The 17,510-nt window shown below is 62.2% G+C and carries 20 protein-coding genes and 1 tRNA gene; 6 read left to right on the top strand and 15 right to left on the bottom strand.

The genetic code is table 11. The annotated features are described in order from the left end of the window. The first annotated feature begins 152 nt into the window (after window positions 1-152). Both EFD56_RS23825 and EFD56_RS23820 read left to right on the top strand, forming a co-directional pair. Window positions 153-536, top strand: a complete 384-nt coding sequence (locus EFD56_RS23825) for a VOC family protein (RefSeq protein ID WP_064828888.1) — start codon at window positions 153-155, stop codon at window positions 534-536. A 93-nt stretch (window positions 537-629) separates the two neighbouring features. Further along, the gene (locus tag EFD56_RS23820; RefSeq protein ID WP_126906459.1) at window positions 630-1,961 is read left to right on the top strand and encodes a hemolysin family protein; all 1,332 of its coding nucleotides are present in this window, start codon (window positions 630-632) and stop codon (window positions 1,959-1,961) included. Here the strand turns inward: EFD56_RS23820 and chrA are convergent, their stop codons facing one another. Together chrA and EFD56_RS23810 are read right to left on the bottom strand one after the other, a co-directional pair. Further along, window positions 1,962-3,383, bottom strand: coding sequence for a chromate efflux transporter (gene chrA, locus EFD56_RS23815; protein ID WP_126906458.1), 1,422 nt, complete (start codon window positions 3,381-3,383; stop codon window positions 1,962-1,964). Between the two features lies 1 nt (window position 3,384). Further along, window positions 3,385-4,200 (bottom strand): chromate resistance protein ChrB domain-containing protein, encoded by an 816-nt coding sequence (locus EFD56_RS23810; RefSeq protein WP_126906457.1) that lies wholly within the window; start codon window positions 4,198-4,200, stop codon window positions 3,385-3,387. Window positions 4,201-4,493: 293 nt separating this feature from the next. Here EFD56_RS23810 and EFD56_RS23805 point away from each other — a divergent pair, with 293 nt between their 5' ends. Next, window positions 4,494-4,811, top strand: a complete 318-nt coding sequence (locus EFD56_RS23805; RefSeq protein ID WP_004670549.1) for a hypothetical protein — start codon at window positions 4,494-4,496, stop codon at window positions 4,809-4,811. Window positions 4,812-5,088: 277 nt separating this feature from the next. Here EFD56_RS23805 and EFD56_RS23800 read toward each other — a convergent pair whose 3' ends face one another. The 4 genes from EFD56_RS23800 to EFD56_RS33805 all read right to left on the bottom strand — a co-directional run bounded on the left by EFD56_RS23800 (window position 5,089) and on the right by EFD56_RS33805 (window position 6,359). Then, complete coding sequence (locus EFD56_RS23800) at window positions 5,089-5,391, bottom strand: hypothetical protein (RefSeq protein ID WP_126906456.1); 303 nt, start codon at window positions 5,389-5,391, stop codon at window positions 5,089-5,091. Window positions 5,392-5,493: 102 nt separating this feature from the next. After that, complete coding sequence (locus EFD56_RS23795) at window positions 5,494-5,790, bottom strand: hypothetical protein (protein WP_126906455.1); 297 nt, start codon at window positions 5,788-5,790, stop codon at window positions 5,494-5,496. A gap of 151 nt (window positions 5,791-5,941) precedes the next feature. Further along, the gene (locus tag EFD56_RS23790) at window positions 5,942-6,211 is read right to left on the bottom strand and encodes a glycoside hydrolase family protein (RefSeq protein WP_184333706.1); all 270 of its coding nucleotides are present in this window, start codon (window positions 6,209-6,211) and stop codon (window positions 5,942-5,944) included. Then, a complete protein-coding gene (locus EFD56_RS33805) occupies window positions 6,201-6,359 on the bottom strand; it encodes a DUF7940 domain-containing protein (protein ID WP_483475673.1) in 159 nt (52 codons plus the stop codon). The genes EFD56_RS23790 and EFD56_RS33805 overlap by 11 nt, the downstream gene beginning before the upstream one ends. A gap of 143 nt (window positions 6,360-6,502) precedes the next feature. Here EFD56_RS33805 and EFD56_RS23780 point away from each other — a divergent pair, with 143 nt between their 5' ends. Then, window positions 6,503-7,483 carry an acyltransferase family protein gene (locus tag EFD56_RS23780; protein WP_126906454.1) on the top strand — a complete coding sequence of 327 codons (981 nt, stop codon included), beginning with the start codon at window positions 6,503-6,505 and terminating at the stop codon, window positions 7,481-7,483. A 13-nt stretch (window positions 7,484-7,496) separates the two neighbouring features. Here EFD56_RS23780 and EFD56_RS32740 read toward each other — a convergent pair whose 3' ends face one another. Continuing rightward, window positions 7,497-7,649: a DUF7940 domain-containing protein gene (locus EFD56_RS32740; protein WP_164736859.1), complete on the bottom strand. Its 153-nt coding sequence runs from the start codon at window positions 7,647-7,649 to the stop codon at window positions 7,497-7,499. A 187-nt stretch (window positions 7,650-7,836) separates the two neighbouring features. On the opposite strand from EFD56_RS32740, the gene EFD56_RS23775 reads away from it, so the two are divergent. Together EFD56_RS23775 and EFD56_RS23770 are read left to right on the top strand one after the other, a co-directional pair. Further along, window positions 7,837-8,367, top strand: a complete 531-nt coding sequence (locus EFD56_RS23775) for a hypothetical protein (protein ID WP_126906453.1) — start codon at window positions 7,837-7,839, stop codon at window positions 8,365-8,367. A gap of 132 nt (window positions 8,368-8,499) precedes the next feature. Then, complete coding sequence (locus EFD56_RS23770) at window positions 8,500-9,183, top strand: methyltransferase family protein (RefSeq protein WP_170967746.1); 684 nt, start codon at window positions 8,500-8,502, stop codon at window positions 9,181-9,183. A 217-nt stretch (window positions 9,184-9,400) separates the two neighbouring features. Here EFD56_RS23770 and EFD56_RS23765 read toward each other — a convergent pair. From EFD56_RS23765 to EFD56_RS23730, 8 genes are all read right to left on the bottom strand, one after another. Beyond that, window positions 9,401-9,476: transfer RNA gene (locus EFD56_RS23765), tRNA-Lys, on the bottom strand. Between the two features lie 124 nt (window positions 9,477-9,600). Continuing rightward, window positions 9,601-10,512: a PhzF family phenazine biosynthesis protein gene (locus tag EFD56_RS23760; RefSeq protein ID WP_012484393.1), complete on the bottom strand. Its 912-nt coding sequence runs from the start codon at window positions 10,510-10,512 to the stop codon at window positions 9,601-9,603. A gap of 236 nt (window positions 10,513-10,748) precedes the next feature. Beyond that, window positions 10,749-11,519: an NUDIX hydrolase gene (locus EFD56_RS23755; protein WP_126906452.1), complete on the bottom strand. Its 771-nt coding sequence runs from the start codon at window positions 11,517-11,519 to the stop codon at window positions 10,749-10,751. Then, window positions 11,516-12,625 (bottom strand): endonuclease/exonuclease/phosphatase family protein, encoded by a 1,110-nt coding sequence (locus EFD56_RS23750; RefSeq protein WP_126906451.1) that lies wholly within the window; start codon window positions 12,623-12,625, stop codon window positions 11,516-11,518. The genes EFD56_RS23755 and EFD56_RS23750 overlap by 4 nt, the downstream gene beginning before the upstream one ends. A 120-nt stretch (window positions 12,626-12,745) precedes the next feature. Then, complete coding sequence (locus EFD56_RS23745) at window positions 12,746-13,765, bottom strand: ABC transporter ATP-binding protein (protein WP_126906450.1); 1,020 nt, start codon at window positions 13,763-13,765, stop codon at window positions 12,746-12,748. Continuing rightward, entirely contained in the window at window positions 13,753-15,447 is a 1,695-nt protein-coding gene (locus tag EFD56_RS23740) for an ABC transporter permease (RefSeq protein ID WP_126906449.1), read from the bottom strand. The genes EFD56_RS23745 and EFD56_RS23740 overlap by 13 nt, the downstream gene beginning before the upstream one ends. Window positions 15,448-15,454: 7 nt before the next feature. Beyond that, entirely contained in the window at window positions 15,455-16,432 is a 978-nt protein-coding gene (locus tag EFD56_RS23735) for an ABC transporter substrate-binding protein (protein WP_126906448.1), read from the bottom strand. Window positions 16,433-16,563: 131 nt separating this feature from the next. Next, window positions 16,564-17,331: an alpha/beta fold hydrolase gene (locus EFD56_RS23730; protein WP_126906447.1), complete on the bottom strand. Its 768-nt coding sequence runs from the start codon at window positions 17,329-17,331 to the stop codon at window positions 16,564-16,566. Window positions 17,332-17,510: the final 179 nt, after the last annotated feature.

Here is a 17,510-nt window from a genome sequence, read left to right as displayed (position 1 = left end):
GCTCGACTGAGCGGCGTGAGGCGGGCATTCATATGGATGTCCATTCGGTCCCCCGAGAATCACTGAAGCTTCGACAACCTCAGCTTTCCCGGTCCGGATCGAATGGACAACCTATTGGAAGCTCACATCTAGACAGCACAATGGAGGAAACCATGCCCGGCATCAGCATGCGTTATATCGTCGACGACGTCGACGCCGCGGTGGAATTCTACACCAGGCATCTCGGCTTCTCCGTCGCGCTTCACCCGGCACCAAGCTTCGCCATCCTGACCAGGGACGGCTTCCGGCTGCTCGTCAGCGGCATGACGGGTCCGGGCGGAGCTTCCCAGGCCATGCCGGACGGGCGCAAACCGGAGCCCGGCGGATGGAACCGCATCCAGATCGAGGTCGCCGACCTCGAGGCAGAAGTCGCCACGCTGCGCCAGGCCGGCGCGCATTTTCGCAATGAGATCGTGCAGGGCATCGGCGGCAAGCAGATCCTGCTCGACGATCCCGCGGGAAACCCGATCGAGCTCTTCGAAGCGCCTAAGAGATGACCGCCGCGGCGGCGCAGGAACAGTGGCTGCGCCTTGTCAGCCGTGCCCCAGCGTGTAGTTTCGGATTCGCGTCAATTCTGAGGTAAGGAAAATATGTCCGAATCCGCGGGCGGGCTCTTCGATTATGTCGGGATACTAGCCGTATTCTTTCTCGTCGCTGCCAATGGCTTCTTCGTCGCTGCCGAATTCGCCCTGGTGTCGGTCAGGCGCAGCCGTGTCGCCGAGCTTGTCGCGGCAGGCCGCATGAACGCCTCCGCGCTCCAGCGCGCCGTCGACAATCTCGACGCCAATCTCGCCGCCACCCAGCTCGGCATCACCATCTCGTCGCTGGCGCTCGGCTGGGTCGGCGAACCGGCGCTCGCCCACTTGATCGAGCCGCTGCTCTCCTGGCTGCCCGAGCCATGGGCGACGACCGGCGCCCATACCGTCGCCATCGTCGTCGCTTTCGTCATCATCACCGCGCTGCATATCGTGCTCGGCGAGCTCGCGCCCAAGAGCCTGGCGCTGCAGCGCAGCGAGGCCACCTCGCTGGCCGTGGTGCGTCCGCTCGGGCTTTTCCTTGTATTGTTCAAGCCGGCGATCTTCACCCTCAACGGCATGGGCAACCTCGTGCTGCGGGCCGTCGGCCTTCGTGCCGGAACCGGTGAATCCTCGTTCCACTCGCCGCAGGAATTGAAATTGCTGGTCGCCGAAAGCCAGGAAGCCGGGCTTCTGAACCCCGTGCAGCAGCAGCTGGTGGAGCGGGTATTCAACATCGGCGACAGACCGGTCTCCGACATCATGACCCCACGCCTCGACATCGAATGGTTCGATGCCGACGACAGCGAGACGGAGATCCTGAAAACGATCCGCGAATGCAGCCACGAGCAGCTGCTGGTCGCCCGCGGCTCGATCGACGAGCCGATCGGCATGGTGTTGAAGAAGGATCTTCTCGATCAGGTCCTGGACGGCGGAAAGGTCCGGCCGCTGGAGGTGATCAAGCAACCCCTGGTGCTGCACGAGGGCACCAAGGTCGTGCGCGTCATCGACAGCTTCAAGGCGTCACCCGTGCGCCTCGCCATCGTCATCGACGAATATGGAAGCCTCGAGGGTATCGTCACCCAGACAGACCTGCTGGAAGCCATCGCCGGCGATCTGCCGGGCGCCGACGAGGAACCCGACATCGTCGTGCGGGAAGACGGCTCGCTGCTGATCGACGCGATGATGCCCGCCTTCGACGCCTTCGAAAGGTTGGGTCTCAAGGATCGCCCTGACGCCGATTTCCATACGCTCGCAGGCTTCGCGCTGCATCAGCTTCAGCACATCCCCGAAGCCGGCGAAACCTTCCTCTTCGACGGCTGGCGCTTCGAGGTGATCGACATGGACGGCATGCGCATCGACAAGATGCTCGCGACCCGCATTGCCGCCGAAGGGGCAGAGGCTTAGTCAGCCCATCGCCAGCGTCCAGAGCATTCCGGCGGCCGCGCAGCTGAGCAGCGTCGCGATGACGGAGGCCTTGAATCGGAAGATCGCGATCGCGGCGGCGACTGACAGCGCCATTGCCGCCGGCATGGCCGATTGCAGCACGGGGATATCGAGCCGCAGACCACCAAGGCTGACGACGGCAACCTCGGCAAACAGCGTGTGCAGGCCAAACCAGATGGCAAGGTTGAGAATGACCCCGACCACCGCCGCCGTTATCGCCGACATTGCCGCTGCCAGCGCGATATTGCCGCGCAGTTTTTCAATGAACGGCGCCCCCAGAAAGATCCAGAGGAAACACGGCACGAAGGTCACCCAGGTCGTCAGCAGCGCTCCAAGCGTGGCGGCCAGCATGGGATCCAGTGATCCCGGATCGCGGTAGGCGCCCATGAAGCCGACGAACTGGACCACCATGATCAGCGGTCCCGGCGTCGTTTCGGCCATGCCGAGGCCATCGAGCATCTCGCCCGGCTTCAGCCAGCCGAAGTGCTGCACGGCCTCCTGCGCGACATAGGCAAGAACGGCATAGGCGCCGCCGAAGGTGACGACAGCCATCTTGCTGAAGAACAGGCCGATCTCTGCGAAGACGCTGTCCGCCCCGAAGACCAGGCAGAAGGCAGCGACCGGAATGAGCCACAGGGCAAGCAGCACCGTCGACATGCGCAAGGACCATGTGAGATTCGGGCGCGCATGCGCCGGTATGTCCTCGCCCAGCATTGCATCCGCATCCGACAGCAGCGGCCCGCTGCCGGCCTTGTGTCCGCCGCCGATCTTGAAGGCCGCAAACCCGGCCCGTCCGCCGAAAAAGCCGGTGATTCCGGCTGCAAGCACGATCAGCGGAAACGGAACATGAAGAAAGAAGATGGCGACAAAGGCGACTGCCGCGATCGCGACCATGACCTTGTTCCTCAAGGCTCGGCCGCCGATCCGGATGACGGCCTGCACGACAACGGCAAGCACGGCCGCCTTCAGGCCGAAGAACAGGCCGGCGACGATGCCGACGTTGCCATAAGCGGCATAGATGTAGCTGAGACAGAGGATCGACAGAAACCCCGGCAGCACGAACAATATTCCGGCAACGAGACCGCCCAGGGTCCGGTGCATCAGCCAGCCGATATAGATGGCGAGCTGCTGCGCCTCGGGGCCGGGAAGCAGCATGCAGTAGTTGAGCGCATGCAGGAAACGATGCTCGCCGATCCATCGCTTTTCGTCGACGATGATCCGGTGCATCACAGCGATCTGACCGGCCGGACCGCCGAAGCTCAAGCCCGCGACCCGCAGCCAGACCTTGAAGGCTTCGCCGAACGAAACGCCGTGATGATGCTCCTCGCCTGCTTGTTTCTCCGCCATTTTGCCGGCCGACGCATTTCCTGTCATCTCGACCATCTCATGCCCTCTTCTTCGGAGCGGGCCAATTGTGCGTTTCCTCCGTCGCGTCGCGGCACCAGCGAAAGAAGGCGTCATAGAGAAGCATGCCGGCATCGAGCTGCTCCAGATCGTCGGAATACATTCTGGACAGGCCGAGCGAAGCGGCAAGCAGACCGGGCGCCTCGGGTGCGAGATCGAGCCTTGCGGTATCGGCGGCCCGGACGATCTTCGCCAGGCGCAGGAGCGGTTCCGACGCCAGCGCGAACTCTTCGATCATGACGTCGAAGGTGCAGAGTTCGCCGCGATGGCTCCAGAACACGTCCTCGATATCGAAGGGCGTTGCCCCGAAGCGCGTTCCGACGTCCAGAACATCGGGCGTCGGCACGAACAGGAACAAAGCGTCCGGATCCACGAAACGTCGGATCAGCCACGGGCAGGCGATGCGGTCGATCTTCGGCCGCGCCCGCGTCACCCAGACTGTGCGTCCCTCCAGGTCGCGGCGCGGCAGCTTCTCCTCCGGCACCGCCAGTCCTTCAGCGATCCACGCTTCGAAGCCGCCCTCGAGGCTCTCGGCCTCGATTCCCGCATGGCGGAGATAAGCGGCGACCCCGTGGCTGAGCTTGCCGCCTTTCTGGCAGACCACGACGACGGCATCGGCTTCGACGCTGCAGGCCCAGGACGCGACATCGGCATGGCTGCGCCGGATCGAGCCCGGCACCAGCCGCGGATCGAGCGCAAAGTCCTCTTCGGTGCGAACATCGATGATGGAAGGCGCACCCGGCGTGCCGATGAGGCGGCTGAGTTTATCGGAAGAAATTTCGAGAAATGACGGCATGACGCGTCCCTCCGTTGGTCGGTTCTAATGGACGCGATTCTTCGGCATGGCGCCTCGTGGGGTGATCGCGACCCCATGGCAAAATCATGCGCAAAGAGACCCGCCCATGTCAAGCGCTCGGACTGCCAGGGGCGGCAGTGCGCTGACATCGCTCTCCAGCCGCGCGGCAGATTTAAGCGCCGATCCTGGCAGGTTGCAGGCGGAAATCCCTGATATTGCTCGCCTCGCGGCTCCAGAATGGAACAAAAAGCCCGTTGCGCCATTTCCTTGTCACCGCAAGAGGAGAAAGTACCATGACGTACGACCCCAATAATGCCAACGACCCGAACCGCCCGCTGAATCCGAATCTGGATCTGCGCACGACCCCGACCGCGCGCAGCAGCAATACGTGGGTAGTCTGGGTTGCTGCATTGGCCGTGATCGCTGTCGCTGCATTCGCCTATTCGCAGTGGAGCAGCAGCCCCGGCACCTCACCGGACACGACAGCCTCCACGACCCAATCCGAGCCGGCGCCGGCCAAGCCGATCGCTCCGACTGACAACAGCGCAACGCCCGCACCTGCACCGGCACCAGCCCCGGCCACGCCGCCGGCTGCTCCTGCCCAGCAGTAAGCACAGCGTCGCAGAAAGAAGCCGGCCCAAAACCGGCTTCTTCTCCGCGGCAGGGCCTTGAACGTCGCCAAGCAAGTCCTATCTAAGGACCATAGAGTTTGTCTCTGACGGTTGACCACGGAGGTACTGGCACCCGTTGTCGAGACAAATCGAGGAAGGTCGGTGCGAGTTTCGCCCGGCCTTTTTTCTTGCCCTGGCGACGCCGAAGGACGGCCCGGCAAAATCGAACAGTTTCGATGTCGGCGCGCAGACACATGCGTGATCGGGCATGCCGGGGTTATTTGGGGATCCTGTTGTAAAAGGATTGGGGATCGTACACGCACTCGTAGTCGAGACGGCACATTTTGCCGTTGGCGTCCCTCACCGTCGCCGAGTCGTACTTGTCGCCCAGATTGCACCGGGCCGGCGGGTAGCGGAAACTGCGGCCACCGATGCCCATGCGCACGAAAACCGCCTTGTCCTTACGAATGATCTGCGTGAGCTCCGCGCAGCTATGATCCCTGGCCTTGACCTCCACTGCCTCGACGGCAAGGGCTGCAGACGGAAGCAGGAGGGTGGCGGCGAGGACGACGATTTTCATGAAAACTCCTGAACATAAAACGGCCTGACGAATCACGATAAATGCGTGCTGTTCTCCAAAGCCAATAGGCTTCAGCGATCTAATCGACAGCAAAATCCGGATTTAGAGGAAATTATAGGGTGATGCCGGATCGAAGGCGCAAGCGTGGTCGAGAACGCACGACTTGCCCTCACCATCGCGGAAACTTGCCGTCGAGCGCTTGTCGCCCATGCTGCACTGCGCCGGCGGATAGCGGAAACTGCGGCCGCCAAGCCCGACACGAACAAACACCTTTTTGTTCTGCCGGATGATCTGCGCAATCTCGCCGCAGCTATGATCGTTTGCCCGGACCTCCATTGCGCCTGCGGCCAAGGCCGGCAGCGGCAATGATAAGGCGACGACCAAGATTATGGTTCTCATTGGCCCCTCCACTATGTGCGGAAGATAGGGCGCGCTGATCAACGCTGCCAGCCCCGGGCATGCGGCCGCCTACGAATTCGGCCCTGGCACAACAATCAAATTTATCAAGAAGTTTGCTGGGTGATGTAGGGCTCGAACCTATGACCGCTGATCAAGAGTAATCAAAAAATCTGGTAAGGCCTGCGACAGGCGCCATATTTTCGAATTCGACGAGCGCGTCGCCGAGCATGGCCTTGCATTCGTCCATCGTGGCGATGTCGCCCATTTTCACGCCACGGGTCTCCACGAAGCAGATCGTCGGAACCCCGGCGATGTCGCAGTATGCCCTGGTGCTGACGCCCTGCTTGCCGCCGACGAATCCGACTGCGAGCGCGCCCGCGACGGTGAGACCATAGCCGGCCTTTCTCAGTCTACTTGCCATTGTCAAAATCCTTCTGTGCAACGATACGAGCGCCGAAGGCTGCCGCTACCGTCAGGCTGGAGAGACCGGTAAACAGCCGCGGCGGCAGCGGCACATATCCGTCGAGATATGGAAGAGCGAATTCGAGACCGGACAGGGCGCCGGCCAGCAGTCGAATGCTTCACACGCGGAGAAGCACCCGTCGCCAACCGGCAATGAGTTTCATGAGCTGGTATCCTTGTTCGGGTGGAAGGTTGCAATGCGCCGCAACCGGAGTCATCTTCATGCAGGCTGGGGTTGAGGGGAACAATCGTGATCTGGTCGCTACAGGTGCTGCGTTTCATCGCCGCGATGATGGTCGTCTACCTGCACGCGGCACTAACCGCATACGAAGCCACCGGATCAAGCGGCATTTTTCCGCCGATGATCCAGGTTGCGGGCACCGCCGGTGTCGATATCTTCTTCGTCATTTCCGGGGTCATCATCACCAGGACAGTCCGCGACCTGACATGGCAGCAATTCGCGTGGAAACGGATTCGCCGCATCCTGCCGATGTACTATCTCGCATCAATCCCGGCAGCGCTCATCGCGGCAAAAACCGGGTTCGGCTGGCGGGAGACAATCGCGACGATCACCCTTTGGCCGGCGTTTGACCAGATGGCCGCGCCCCTCCTTCCTGCCGCATGGACACTCTGTTTCGAAATGCTGTTCTATGGCGCGGCGACGCTTGTGCTCGTCGATCGGCGCTTCCTGCCGGCGATCCTCGGGCTCTTCGCCGTGTCGATGGCGTTCCGGTCGACGGTCCCGATCTTCCAGTTTCTCGGAAACCCGATCATCCTCGAGTTCATGATCGGCGTCGCCCTCGCCTACGCGCCGTCGATCAAGGCGGCGAGATGGGGCATACCGGTCGGCGCGATCGCCATTCTCCTCGCCGGTCCGCTCGGCATCGCACCCATCGGCAACACGCTGGACTTCCTGATCGGCCAGGATGCCTTGCAGCGCGTTGCCGCCTACGGCATTCCCGCCGGCCTGGTCGTTTACGGCACGATGCAGGTCAATGCAGGAAAGAGCGTCTGGACCTATCTCGGAGATGCATCCTACACGCTCTACCTCTTCCACACGGTCCCGATTTCAGCGCTTCTTACGCTTTGGATATTCTACCCGTTGCAGGCGGATATCATCATCGCGATCGGTGTCGCGGCATCCCTGCTGTTCTCCTGGCGCATCCATGAGAAGTTCGAGAAGCCGCTCCTGAGAATATTCATCGAGACCCGACAGAGCGCCCGCCAGTAGTCGACGTCGTCGATCAGTCTTCGGTGACGGTAGTTGCGGTGGTCAGGTGAGGCGTGACGAGATACGGAAGAGCGAATTCGAGACCGGACAGAGCGCCGGCCAGCAGCAGCAGTCGAATGCTCCACACGCGGAGAAGCATCCGTCGCCAACCGGCAATGAGTTTCATGAGCTGGTATCCTTGTTGGGGATCACGAGCGTAGGAAGGTTGAAATTTTCCACAGTCGGAGTCATGGCTGTGGTTGAGCAATGATGGTCGTCCACCGGCATGTGGCGCTGATCGAGCGGTAAGCCCTGCTCAAGCATTTTCGAATATTCTGCCAAGAACCACGAGGCCTGCCGGAGGAGGAAAGCGAATGCGAGTCTTGGTTCTGACGTTTGTTCGTCTCGGGCCTGCATTGGTCTATGCCATCGGCGCAGTATTTGCCGCCAGCATGCTACTGCTGGCCATGTATCCGTCACGCCCGTTTGCTTGGGAGCTGTACCTGACGATGCTGCCGGTGTTGCGCCTACCCCTTATGTTGCTGAGCGCTGCGGGGATGGGGGCGTGGGAGCTTCTCGCTGCGTTTGCATCGCTGGTGATTTTCGGCATCTATCTTTCTTTTCATCCGAAACGGTTTCTTAGGGCACGCTTCGTTCATGCTCATGTTGCGCTGCTCGGGCTGGTGCTTTCCAATGCAGCGGCAAGCACATCCGAAGCAGGTCGCATTGGGGCATCATCACTCCCCGGTTACGTCGACTGGTCACTGCCGTTGCCTACAGCGCTGCTCGGAACCGCGTTGATCATCTGGGCCGCCCTCGCCTGCGTTTCCACACATGCCGAGATCATCCGGCGCATCCGCATCCGGGCCAACATGGGTCGGCTGCTGGCGTATCGCCGTGGTTGAATTGACGTACTCCGATGGCGGCGCGCCGGTGTAGGTCACATCCCCAATAGTTGGTATTCACCAATTTAAGCGGTTGCGATTGTTATTTTCCGCAACCGTGCGAAGATGCGTTTAAACAACGCGGGGGAACCTATGGGCAATCGACACTTGTTTATTGCAGACGTCATCGGCCGGATTGGCATCTGCACCTATTCAATACTGGTTGTGTGGACCAAGATCGCGCGGACGATGACGACCGGCGACTATTCCTCCCACGGCGTCGTATTCATAATAGCTGAGATCGCCGCGATCTTATTTATCGGCATGATGTGCGTCGTGACCCTGACGAGAATGCCCCAAGTGCGGTCTGCGCGCGGCGTTGAACCATACCTGACGGCGATGGGAGGCACATTCCTCTTCCTGCTAATCGCCTTCCTGCCTCCGCCAATGGTGTTGCCGGACGCTGTGCGCATTGCCGCAATGGTTTTGATGATCATTGGCTTCCTTTCATCGGCATATATGCTTGCTATCCTCGGCCGCAGTTTCAGCATAGCACCGGGCGCAAGAGCTCTGGTCACAACGGGGCCCTATTCCATTGTCCGGCACCCGCTCTACCTGACCGAGGAGATATTCATTATCGGAATGATCCTGTTCAGCTTTTCTCCGTGGACGGTATTTCTCGGGGTCGTGCATTGGTGCCTGCAGCTTCGCCGGATGAGTAACGAAGAGACAGTGCTCTGGGCGGCATTTCCGGACTACCGGTCATATGCAGAGCGCGTCCCCAAGGTGATCCCGTTTTTGCACAAGCGCAGCAAACGCGCTGCCACAACTGGATGATCAGTCTTCGGTGACGGTCGATGCGGTCGTCAGGCGAGGCGTGACGCCGTTGGATACCCAGTGTTCGGCGTGACGGTGCCGGAATTCAGGAGCTTATGGAGGCCCGATGGAGAAAGATCGAGTCGGCCGCTTTTTGGAACAGGAACGGAATGTGAATTGGAAACCGTTTCCAATTAGTTGGAAACCGCTGTCCTGAAATCTTGGTGAAGTGAAATGATGGTGGGTGATGTAGGGCTCGAACCTACGACCCGCTGATTAAGAGTCAGCTGCTCTACCAACTGAGCTAATCACCCGTTCGCGCTTGGCTGCGCGGTGTGACGGGGCGTATAAACACGATCGGCAGGCTTGTCCAGCGCATCGGCGAAAATTCTTTGGTTAATCTCAAAGATTTTTGCGCATGGCTGAAATGCAATAAAATCAGAGGTCGAGCGTACCGCTCGCCAGCCGCACCGCCTGGCCGCCGATCCGCGCGTTGGAAATCGCCCCGCCGTCGACATCGATATGCAGATGGATGAAAGAGGGGCGGCCCATCTCGAGGCCCTGCTCGATCATGATCGGATGGTGCCCGTCCGTCAGCCGGTCGAAATGGCGGATGGCGCCGGAGAGGGCGGCTGCCGCCGCGCCGGTGGCCGGGTCTTCGACAATGCCCATGCCACTGGCGAACATGCGTGCATGAAACTTCGCCACATGATTGACGCCGCCGCGGCAATAGACATAGGCCGAAGCAAGCGCGCCATCGACGAAGGGCACGATCTTTTCCCAGAGCTGCGGGTCGAATTCCACCCGCTGCGCGGCCCCGACATCGTGCACCGGAATGAGCAGGAACGGAACGCCGGCGCTCCAGACGGAGGGGACGTGATTTTCAAAGCCGATCTCGGTGATCTTCAATGATAGAGCATCGGCGATACCGAGCTTGTCGAGCGGCATGACGGCCTGCTGCGATTTGCGCGGCAGGTCGAATTCGGCAAAGCTCGCCTCGCCCTCCCTCAGCCGCACGGCGCAACGCACCGGCCCGACATTTTCTTCGAGCACCGTAACGAGGTCGAGCGCCGCTGCGCCATGGGCACGCTCGGCCAGCGCAATTGCCGTGCCGACGGTCGGATGGCCGGCAAAGGGCAGCTCGCGGCCCGGCGTAAAGATCCGAAGCTTCGCCGCATAGGCGGGATTGGTCGAAGGCTGCACGAAAACCGTCTCGGAGAGATTGATCTCCCGGGTGATCGCCTGCATCGCCTCGTCGCTGAGATTGTCTCCGTCGAAGACCACCGCCAGCGGGTTACCTGCAAGCTTTCGATCGGTGAACACGTCATAGACGCTGTAGCTTCGCGCCACATCGGCCTCCTTGAATCGATCATCGCGCCGTCAACCTGCCCGACCGCGCGGTCGAGTGCAAGGCGCTAACGCAGGATGGATGCAAGGAGGACAGTTGGAGCTTGTCCTTCGAGGCTCCGGCCGTGGCCTGCGCGCCTGACGATGAGGGAGGTTTAGAATGCCGCGCTCTGTCCAGCCTCGTCGTGAGGTGCCCTGTAGCGGCCCCGAAGGGCGAGGCTGCCCCGCCCTCACCCCTCCTATACGCCGGCCTTGCCGAAATACCACTCAATCACCGGCAGCATGGCGACGTTGTACGGATGGGCAGAAGGATCGGCCGAGCGGATAGCGGCTGCCCCGGCGATCTCCTTGTCTTCTGCGACCAGCATGTGGGCTTCGATCCGCTTCACCATCTCGTCCGCCGTCATGTCGAAGCGGAAGAGCCTCAGCAGCGTCACCGTGCGCCTGGCATGGCTGGCAAAGAGGCCTTCCCCCGCGACCGCGTCGGCCAGATCCAGTCCGGTCTCCTCGTGAACTTCGCGGCGCATATTGGCCTCGATGTCGCAGCGCCCATCGACGATGTCCTCCGGTTCCAGCGAGCCGGCCGCGAAATAGACTTGGCCGGGATTGGCGGTATGTGCGCCCATGCGGATCGCCACGAGCGCGCCGTCCGAGCTTTCGAGCACGGGATAGGCGAAGATGTGCAGGCCGCCCTGGCGCTGCGGCTGCCGGCGCCACCACATGAAAGCGGAAAATGGAGTGACGTAGCCCTCGCCCGCAATCCGCTCTTCGCTGAACCACAGCCGCTGCTGGAACACCAGGCGGCCGTCGAACAGCGCCGGATTGGCGGCGGTTTCCTTCGCCCAGTTTTCACGGATTGCGGCTTCCTCGGCGATGACGAAGGGATGGGCGCCGGGCAGCACTCGCAGGTCGACGCCGGCGATCGGGAAAACCGTCGCTTCCGGCGGCCAACCCGCGAAATCATCGGAAATATCGCTCGTCGGAAATTTTATGCTCAAATTGGTTTTCATGGGAGATCCAGTGTCATGACGACGGGGCAGTGATCGGATGCTTTCGGACGGTCCCAGCCAGTGCGTGGATATCGCTCCACCTCCTGGCCTGGCGGAAAGACGGTGCGGTAGGGTTGGCCGTTGCGGATGATTTCGGGCAGACGGCCGCTATTGTGGGCGGCAAGCGCGGGCGAAAGCCAGATATAATCGAGCTGGCAAAGGTGCTGCTCCTGCGGTCCGCGCGCATGATAGAGCGTCCAGCGGTCGAGGGGCTGGCGACGGGCCATGACGTTCTCGACAAAGCCGTCATGACTGAACACGTCGAGTGCGCTTTCGGCCTCCGGCTGATGCTCGAAACGATAACCGGCGCCGCGCCGGCCGACAACGTCGACGCGCTCCTGATAATCGTTCATATCACCGCAAATGGCGAAGCTCTTCTTGGCGGTGTGGCCGGCGCCGAACCTCTCCTCGATGATGCGGCGCACGGCGCGCGCCTCGGCGCGACGGAGCGGCAGTGTCGATTGCCGCCCGTCCAATCCGTCGCGCGGGTTGCCCATCGATTTGAAATGCACGACATAGAGCGAGAGCGGTCGGCCGCCGATCAGAAGATCGAGCTCCAGGCAATCGCGCTTGAAGATCTTGTCGTCGATGCGGTTGGTGAGCGCCAGGTCCTCATCGAAGAGATCGAAGTCGCGATAGGTCGTCATCGCATGGCTTCTGATGTCCCTGAGCTCGATCTTCTGGCCGTCGCGCGTTTCCTCGCGCATCAAGACGGCGACATCGATGCCGCGGCTGTCATTGCCCTCGACCAGGAATTTCTGCCGGTAGCCGTTTCCGACCATGCGGAAGAGATAGCCGTATTCGAAGGCCTGCAGGGCGGCCATATTGTCAATTTCCTGCAGGCAAAGAATATCGGCATCCGCATCGGCGATCGCCAGCGCCGTCATTTGCCTGGTGTCGTCTGTGGCGGCGATCACCCGTGCCTGCTCGAGCTGCTGATAGACGCCCTCGCTCGATACCTCGAAAAGCTTGATGACGCGGTCCTGGCGCAGCTGGTTGCGGAAGCCGGTGAAATCAAAACGGGTCAGCAGGTTTTCGACATTGAAGGTGGCGAGGCGAAGCGACATGGCGAGAGTCCGGTTGCGGGCAGCACCTTACCCGGCAATTGCCACAGGGAAAGATGCTTGGGCCAAGAAAGATGCGGACAACCGCCCTCTTTGAACCGGAATGCGATTGACTGTGTTCCATCAAAGCCGCCAGGCGGCGCGGATCACGACGCGAAGCGTTTCACCAGGCACGACGGCCACGCGGCTGTAGGCGCGCAGTGTCTGGCCGTTGCCGAGCGTCAGCTTCACGGCGTAACGCTCTCCCTCGAACAGCACGGATTCGACGGTTGCCGGAGCCCCCTCGCCGCCGATGATGACATCTTCCGGCCGCACGAGAATGTCGGCGCCATCGGTGTTAGCCGCCTGCAGCGCGTCCTGCAGTTCATCCCATTCCAGATGGCGTTCGCCGCCCATGACAGGCAGCGTCAGGATCGCGCCGCGTCCGATCAGGCCGCCGACGATACGGCCCTCCGGGCGTGCATAGATCTCAGCCGGCGGCGCCACCTGCAGCACGCGGCCTTCGGAAATCACGGCGACATCGGTCGCCAGCGCCATCGCCTCGCTCTGGTCGTGGGTGACGTAAATCATCGTCGCACCGGAGCGCTGGTGAAATTCGCGGAAAGTCTCCTCCATCTCCTGCTTCAGGTGCCGGTCGAGATTGGCGAGCGGCTCGTCGAGCAGCACGACATCGGGCGCGGTCACCAGGCAGCGGGCGAGCGCCACGCGCTGGCGCTGGCCGCCGGAGAGATCGGCCGGCCGCCGGCCGGCATAGTCGGCAAGCCGGACGGTGGAAAGCGCCTCGCCGACCTTCACCCGGTATGCCTCGCCCGAGACGCCGCGCACCTTCAGGGGATAGCCGACATTGTCGGCAACGCTCATGTGCGGCCAGAGGGCATAGGACTGGAACACCATCGCCATGTTGCGCTTCTCGGGCGGCAGCGATTGGGCGGCATCAGCAAGCAGCCGCTCGCCGAGATGGATCGAGCCGTCGGAGGGCGTCTCGAAGCCGGCGATCATGCGCAGAACCGTCGTCTTGCCGCAGCCGGAAGGCCCAAGCAGCGCCAGGAAACCGCCCTCTCGGACATCGAGCGAAAAATCGCTGACGGCCGCGCGCCCGGTGCCGAAATCCTTGGCCACCCGGTTGAGGATCAGTTGCGCCATGGCACCACCCCTTTCGGCAGGCGTTTCGCCAGGAGTTCAAGCAGCAGCATCATGATGACGACCATCAGGACGACGAGGACCGACAGCGCCGAGGCAAGGTCGGAGCTGCCGCTGTCGTCGAGATTGTAGATGGCGACACCGAGCGTCTGCGTGCCGGCCGACCAGAGCAGCGCGGAGATCGTCAGCTCGTTGCAGGCAATCAGGAAGACGAGGATGACCGAAGCGCCGGCGGCGGGCGCAATCAGCGGCACGACGATATCGGAAAGCCGCCGGAAGAAGCCGGCGCCGGAAAGCCGCGCTGCCTCCTCCAGCGCCGGATCGAGCTGATGGAAGGCGCTGACCACGGGTTTCAGGCTGACGGCGAAGAAGGAGGAGAAATAGGCGATGAGAATGATCCAGATCGTGCCGTAGAGCGAGATGTGGAGGACGGGAATGGGCGCGGCGAAGACAAGGATGAAGCAGACTGCCATGACGATGCCGGGCAGCGAATAGGGTATCTCGATCAGGCTCGCGATGATGCGGGACGCCGCATCCTTGCGCCGCGTCAGGATATAGGCGGCAAGCACGGTCACCACCAGGAGACACACGGCGGTGGCGCCGGCAAGCGAGATCGAATTGACGAAGGCCGTGCGCGTCACAGCCTGCCGGAAGAGGATCTCCTGGAAGGCATGCAGCGACATGGTCTTGAAGGTCAGCGGCACGCCGTAAGCCGGAACCAGCGCGCCGGCGACGAGCGCGAAGAAGGGTGCGGCGAGCATGACGAACAGAATTGCCCAGAGGAGCGGCGTGAAGAGAAACCACCAGGCGCCGAGATCGAAGGCAGCGCTCGCCCCGGACAGTCCGATGACGCGGTAATCGCGGCCTCTGAGCGCCCGCTCCTGGATCATCAAGCCCGCCACCGAGATCATCGCGATGATCGCCGAGAGCACGGCGACATCGCCGAAGGTACGGCTGGTGAAAGCGGAAAACTTGGTGAAGATCAGCGTCGGCAAGGTGAAGATCGAGGCGGGAATGCCGAGAATGGCGGGAATGCCGAAATTGCCGGTGCAGGAGACGAAGGAGATCGCCGCGCCTGCGATGATGCCCGGCAGCGACAGAGGCACGATGATGTCGAGGAAGACCCGAAAGCTGGAAGCGCCGGAAAGCCGCGCGGCCTCGACGCCGTCGCGCGGCAGCGTCATCAGCCCGGCCCGGAGCGCGAGATAGACGAGCGGCGCATGCTGCACGCCGTAGAGCAGCGCAATGCCGCCGACCGAATAGAGCGGCTGCGGCGAACCGAGCGGCGGCGCAAGCGAAAGCGCCTTCAGCAGCGGACTTGACGGTCCCGACATCTGCACCCAGGCAAGGGCCGTCACCTGCGGTGGGATCATCATCGGCAGCACGAAGAAGAAGCTGAGCGGCCCCTTCCCCGGAAGGTCCGTCAGCGTCAGCAGGAAGGCGAAGAGGCAGCCGATCAGAAGCGAGAAGATCGTGCCGAGAACCGAGGTGACGAGCGTGTAATAGGTCGCCTGCCAGAGCGACGGCTCGCTCAGCACATCGATGACGCCGCCGCTGGCAAGCGCCGCGATCCCCGCCATGGCAAGGCGGGCGAGCGGCAGCACGCTAAGGACGAGCACGGTAATGACGATAAAAGGAAACAGCCAGGCGGGCTGGCTGTTTCCTGCTCTGACATCGCCTGGCATGAAGAGATCAGTTCGAGCCGTAGATGCCCGAGAAGGTCTTCAGATCCTGGTCGGTATTCTTCAGGGCTTCAGCGGCCTTAATCGGCAGGACCTTGATGCTGTCGCGCGCCGGGAAGCCTTCCGGCAGCTTCATGCCGTTGCGGGCCGGGATATAGCCGAGCTTGAGGAAGCCTTCCTGGCCCTTTTCGGAGAGCACGTAATCGACGAACTTCTTGGCGGCCTCGGCATTCTTGCTGCTCGCCAGGATGCCGACCGGCTCGGTGACGGCAGAGACACCTTCGCTCGGAAAGACGAACTCGACGGGAGCGCCCTTGGCCTTCTCGCGGATCGGCAGGTAGTCGACGACTACGCCATAGGCCTTCTCGCCCGAGGCGACCGACTTCAGCACGGCGCCATTGCCGCCGGCCGCAATCGCGCCGTTTTCGGCAAGCGCCTTGTAATAATCCCAGCCGAGGCCGGGCACGGCGGCCAGCGTCTGGGCGTGGATGAGGGCCGCGCCCGAAGCAAGCGGGCTCGGCATGGTGACGAGCCCCTTGGCTTCCGGCTTGGTCAGATCCTTCCAGCTCGCAGGCTTCATGCCGGCCGCGGTGTTGTACATGATGCCGGTGGTGATCAGCTTGGTCGAGTAATAGTAGCCGTCGGCGTCATAGAGGGTGGCGTCGTATTGGGCGGCTTCCGGCGACTTGTAGGCGAGCAGCTTGCCCTCTTCCTTGAGACGCTCCAGCGTCACCATGTCGGCGATCAGCAGAAGGTCGGCGACCGGGTTGCCGGCCTGGATCTCGGCCTGCAGCTTGGCGATGATCTTCGGCGTGCCGTCGCGCACCCAGTCGACCTTGATATCGGGATTGGCGGCCATGAAGCCATCGACCGTCGCCTGCGCGTCTTCGTTCGGCTGGCTAGTGTAGAGAACGAGGTTTGCGGCCGAAGCCGGAACGGCAAACAGGCTCGCGGCGAGAAGGGCTGCGGCGGAAACGATCGTTTTCATGGGAGGAGTCCTCGGATTGCGTCACCCCTCCCTTATTAGGGGTCGTTGACAGAGATGTGACAGGCGGTGACAGGCGCCGCTTGCCGGCATTCGGGCCACGGCACTTGCGCGCCGCGGCCTTGGGTCGACTATTACTTCGCGGCCTCTTCGATCAGTTCGGCAACCTTCTCGGGATGCGACACCATCACGACGTGCGAGGCGCCGTCGACCACGACGGTGCGCTTCGACCCTGCCCGCTCGGCCATGAAGCCGAGGGCTGCGGCCGGGATGTTCTTGTCGCCGGTGCCGTAGACGAACCAGGACGGCAGCTTCTTCCAAGCGGGCTCGCCGGATTTTTCGGTGAGCGCCGCTTCGGTGATCGGCCGTTGGACAGCCGCCATCAGAGCGGCCTGTTCAGCCGGCACGTCGCTGGCGAACTGATCATGGAATTTCGCCTGGTCGATATAGAGATCGACGCCGCCGGTGCTGAGCTTTACCGGGGCCGCCAGCGCTCCGCTCAGCGTGCCGCCTGGAAACTTGCCGGCGAGATCGGCAACCGCTTCACCGGCATCGGGCGCGAAGGCCGCGACATAGACCAGCGACTTGACGTTGCCGTGGCCGTTTGCAGCGGCCGAGATCACCTGCCCTCCATAGGAATGGCCGACGAGGACCACGGGGCCGGTGATGCTGCCGACGACGTCGGAGACATAGGCGGCGTCACTGGAAACGCTGCGCAGCGGATTGGCGGCCGCCACGACCGGGAAGCCGTCCTTGCGCAGGATTTCGACGACGCCGTTCCAGCTGGAGGAATCCGCAAAGGCGCCATGGACGAGGACGACGGTCGGCTTGGCCGGCTCGGCAACGGCAGCACCGGAGAACAGAGCGCCCGCCAGGGCGACGGCAGCAGCAAATTTGAACATTGGTCATTTCCTTTCGTCGGTTGAGTGTCACAGGCGCCGAACCGGGTTCGCGTTCACGAGCTCTCGTGTTCGGCATATAATTTGCAAGCGATTTCTTTGTACGCGATCTAGTTAGTCCGTCTCGGTCGCAGCGTCAATAGCTTGCAAACAGATCGCGCACAAATTATATTGGAGCCATA

This window comes from Rhizobium phaseoli (assembly GCF_003985125.1).
Taxonomy (GTDB): domain Bacteria; phylum Pseudomonadota; class Alphaproteobacteria; order Rhizobiales; family Rhizobiaceae; genus Rhizobium; species Rhizobium phaseoli.
Note: the sequence above shows the minus strand (reverse complement) of the source record. Positions and strands in the feature narration are given on the sequence as shown.

Excerpts from the sequence above, each read along its gene's own strand:
- EFD56_RS23825 (WP_064828888.1), top strand. The coding sequence starts at position 153 with ATGCCCGGCATCAGCATGCGTTATATCGTCGACGACGTCGACGCCGCG.
- EFD56_RS23820 (WP_126906459.1), top strand. The coding sequence starts at position 630 with ATGTCCGAATCCGCGGGCGGGCTCTTCGATTATGTCGGGATACTAGCC.
- chrA (WP_126906458.1), bottom strand. The coding sequence starts at position 3,383 with ATGGTCGAGATGACAGGAAATGCGTCGGCCGGCAAAATGGCGGAGAAA.
- EFD56_RS23810 (WP_126906457.1), bottom strand. The coding sequence starts at position 4,200 with ATGCCGTCATTTCTCGAAATTTCTTCCGATAAACTCAGCCGCCTCATC.
- EFD56_RS23805 (WP_004670549.1), top strand. The coding sequence starts at position 4,494 with ATGACGTACGACCCCAATAATGCCAACGACCCGAACCGCCCGCTGAAT.
- EFD56_RS23800 (WP_126906456.1), bottom strand. The coding sequence starts at position 5,391 with ATGAAAATCGTCGTCCTCGCCGCCACCCTCCTGCTTCCGTCTGCAGCC.
- EFD56_RS23795 (WP_126906455.1), bottom strand. The coding sequence starts at position 5,790 with ATGAGAACCATAATCTTGGTCGTCGCCTTATCATTGCCGCTGCCGGCC.
- EFD56_RS23790 (WP_184333706.1), bottom strand. The coding sequence starts at position 6,211 with ATGGCAAGTAGACTGAGAAAGGCCGGCTATGGTCTCACCGTCGCGGGC.
- EFD56_RS32740 (WP_164736859.1), bottom strand. The coding sequence starts at position 7,649 with ATGAAACTCATTGCCGGTTGGCGACGGATGCTTCTCCGCGTGTGGAGC.
- EFD56_RS23775 (WP_126906453.1), top strand. The coding sequence starts at position 7,837 with ATGCGAGTCTTGGTTCTGACGTTTGTTCGTCTCGGGCCTGCATTGGTC.
- EFD56_RS23770 (WP_170967746.1), top strand. The coding sequence starts at position 8,500 with ATGGGCAATCGACACTTGTTTATTGCAGACGTCATCGGCCGGATTGGC.
- EFD56_RS23755 (WP_126906452.1), bottom strand. The coding sequence starts at position 11,519 with ATGAAAACCAATTTGAGCATAAAATTTCCGACGAGCGATATTTCCGAT.
- EFD56_RS23750 (WP_126906451.1), bottom strand. The coding sequence starts at position 12,625 with ATGTCGCTTCGCCTCGCCACCTTCAATGTCGAAAACCTGCTGACCCGT.
- EFD56_RS23745 (WP_126906450.1), bottom strand. The coding sequence starts at position 13,765 with ATGGCGCAACTGATCCTCAACCGGGTGGCCAAGGATTTCGGCACCGGG.
- EFD56_RS23740 (WP_126906449.1), bottom strand. The coding sequence starts at position 15,447 with ATGCCAGGCGATGTCAGAGCAGGAAACAGCCAGCCCGCCTGGCTGTTT.
- EFD56_RS23735 (WP_126906448.1), bottom strand. The coding sequence starts at position 16,432 with ATGAAAACGATCGTTTCCGCCGCAGCCCTTCTCGCCGCGAGCCTGTTT.
- EFD56_RS23730 (WP_126906447.1), bottom strand. The coding sequence starts at position 17,331 with ATGTTCAAATTTGCTGCTGCCGTCGCCCTGGCGGGCGCTCTGTTCTCC.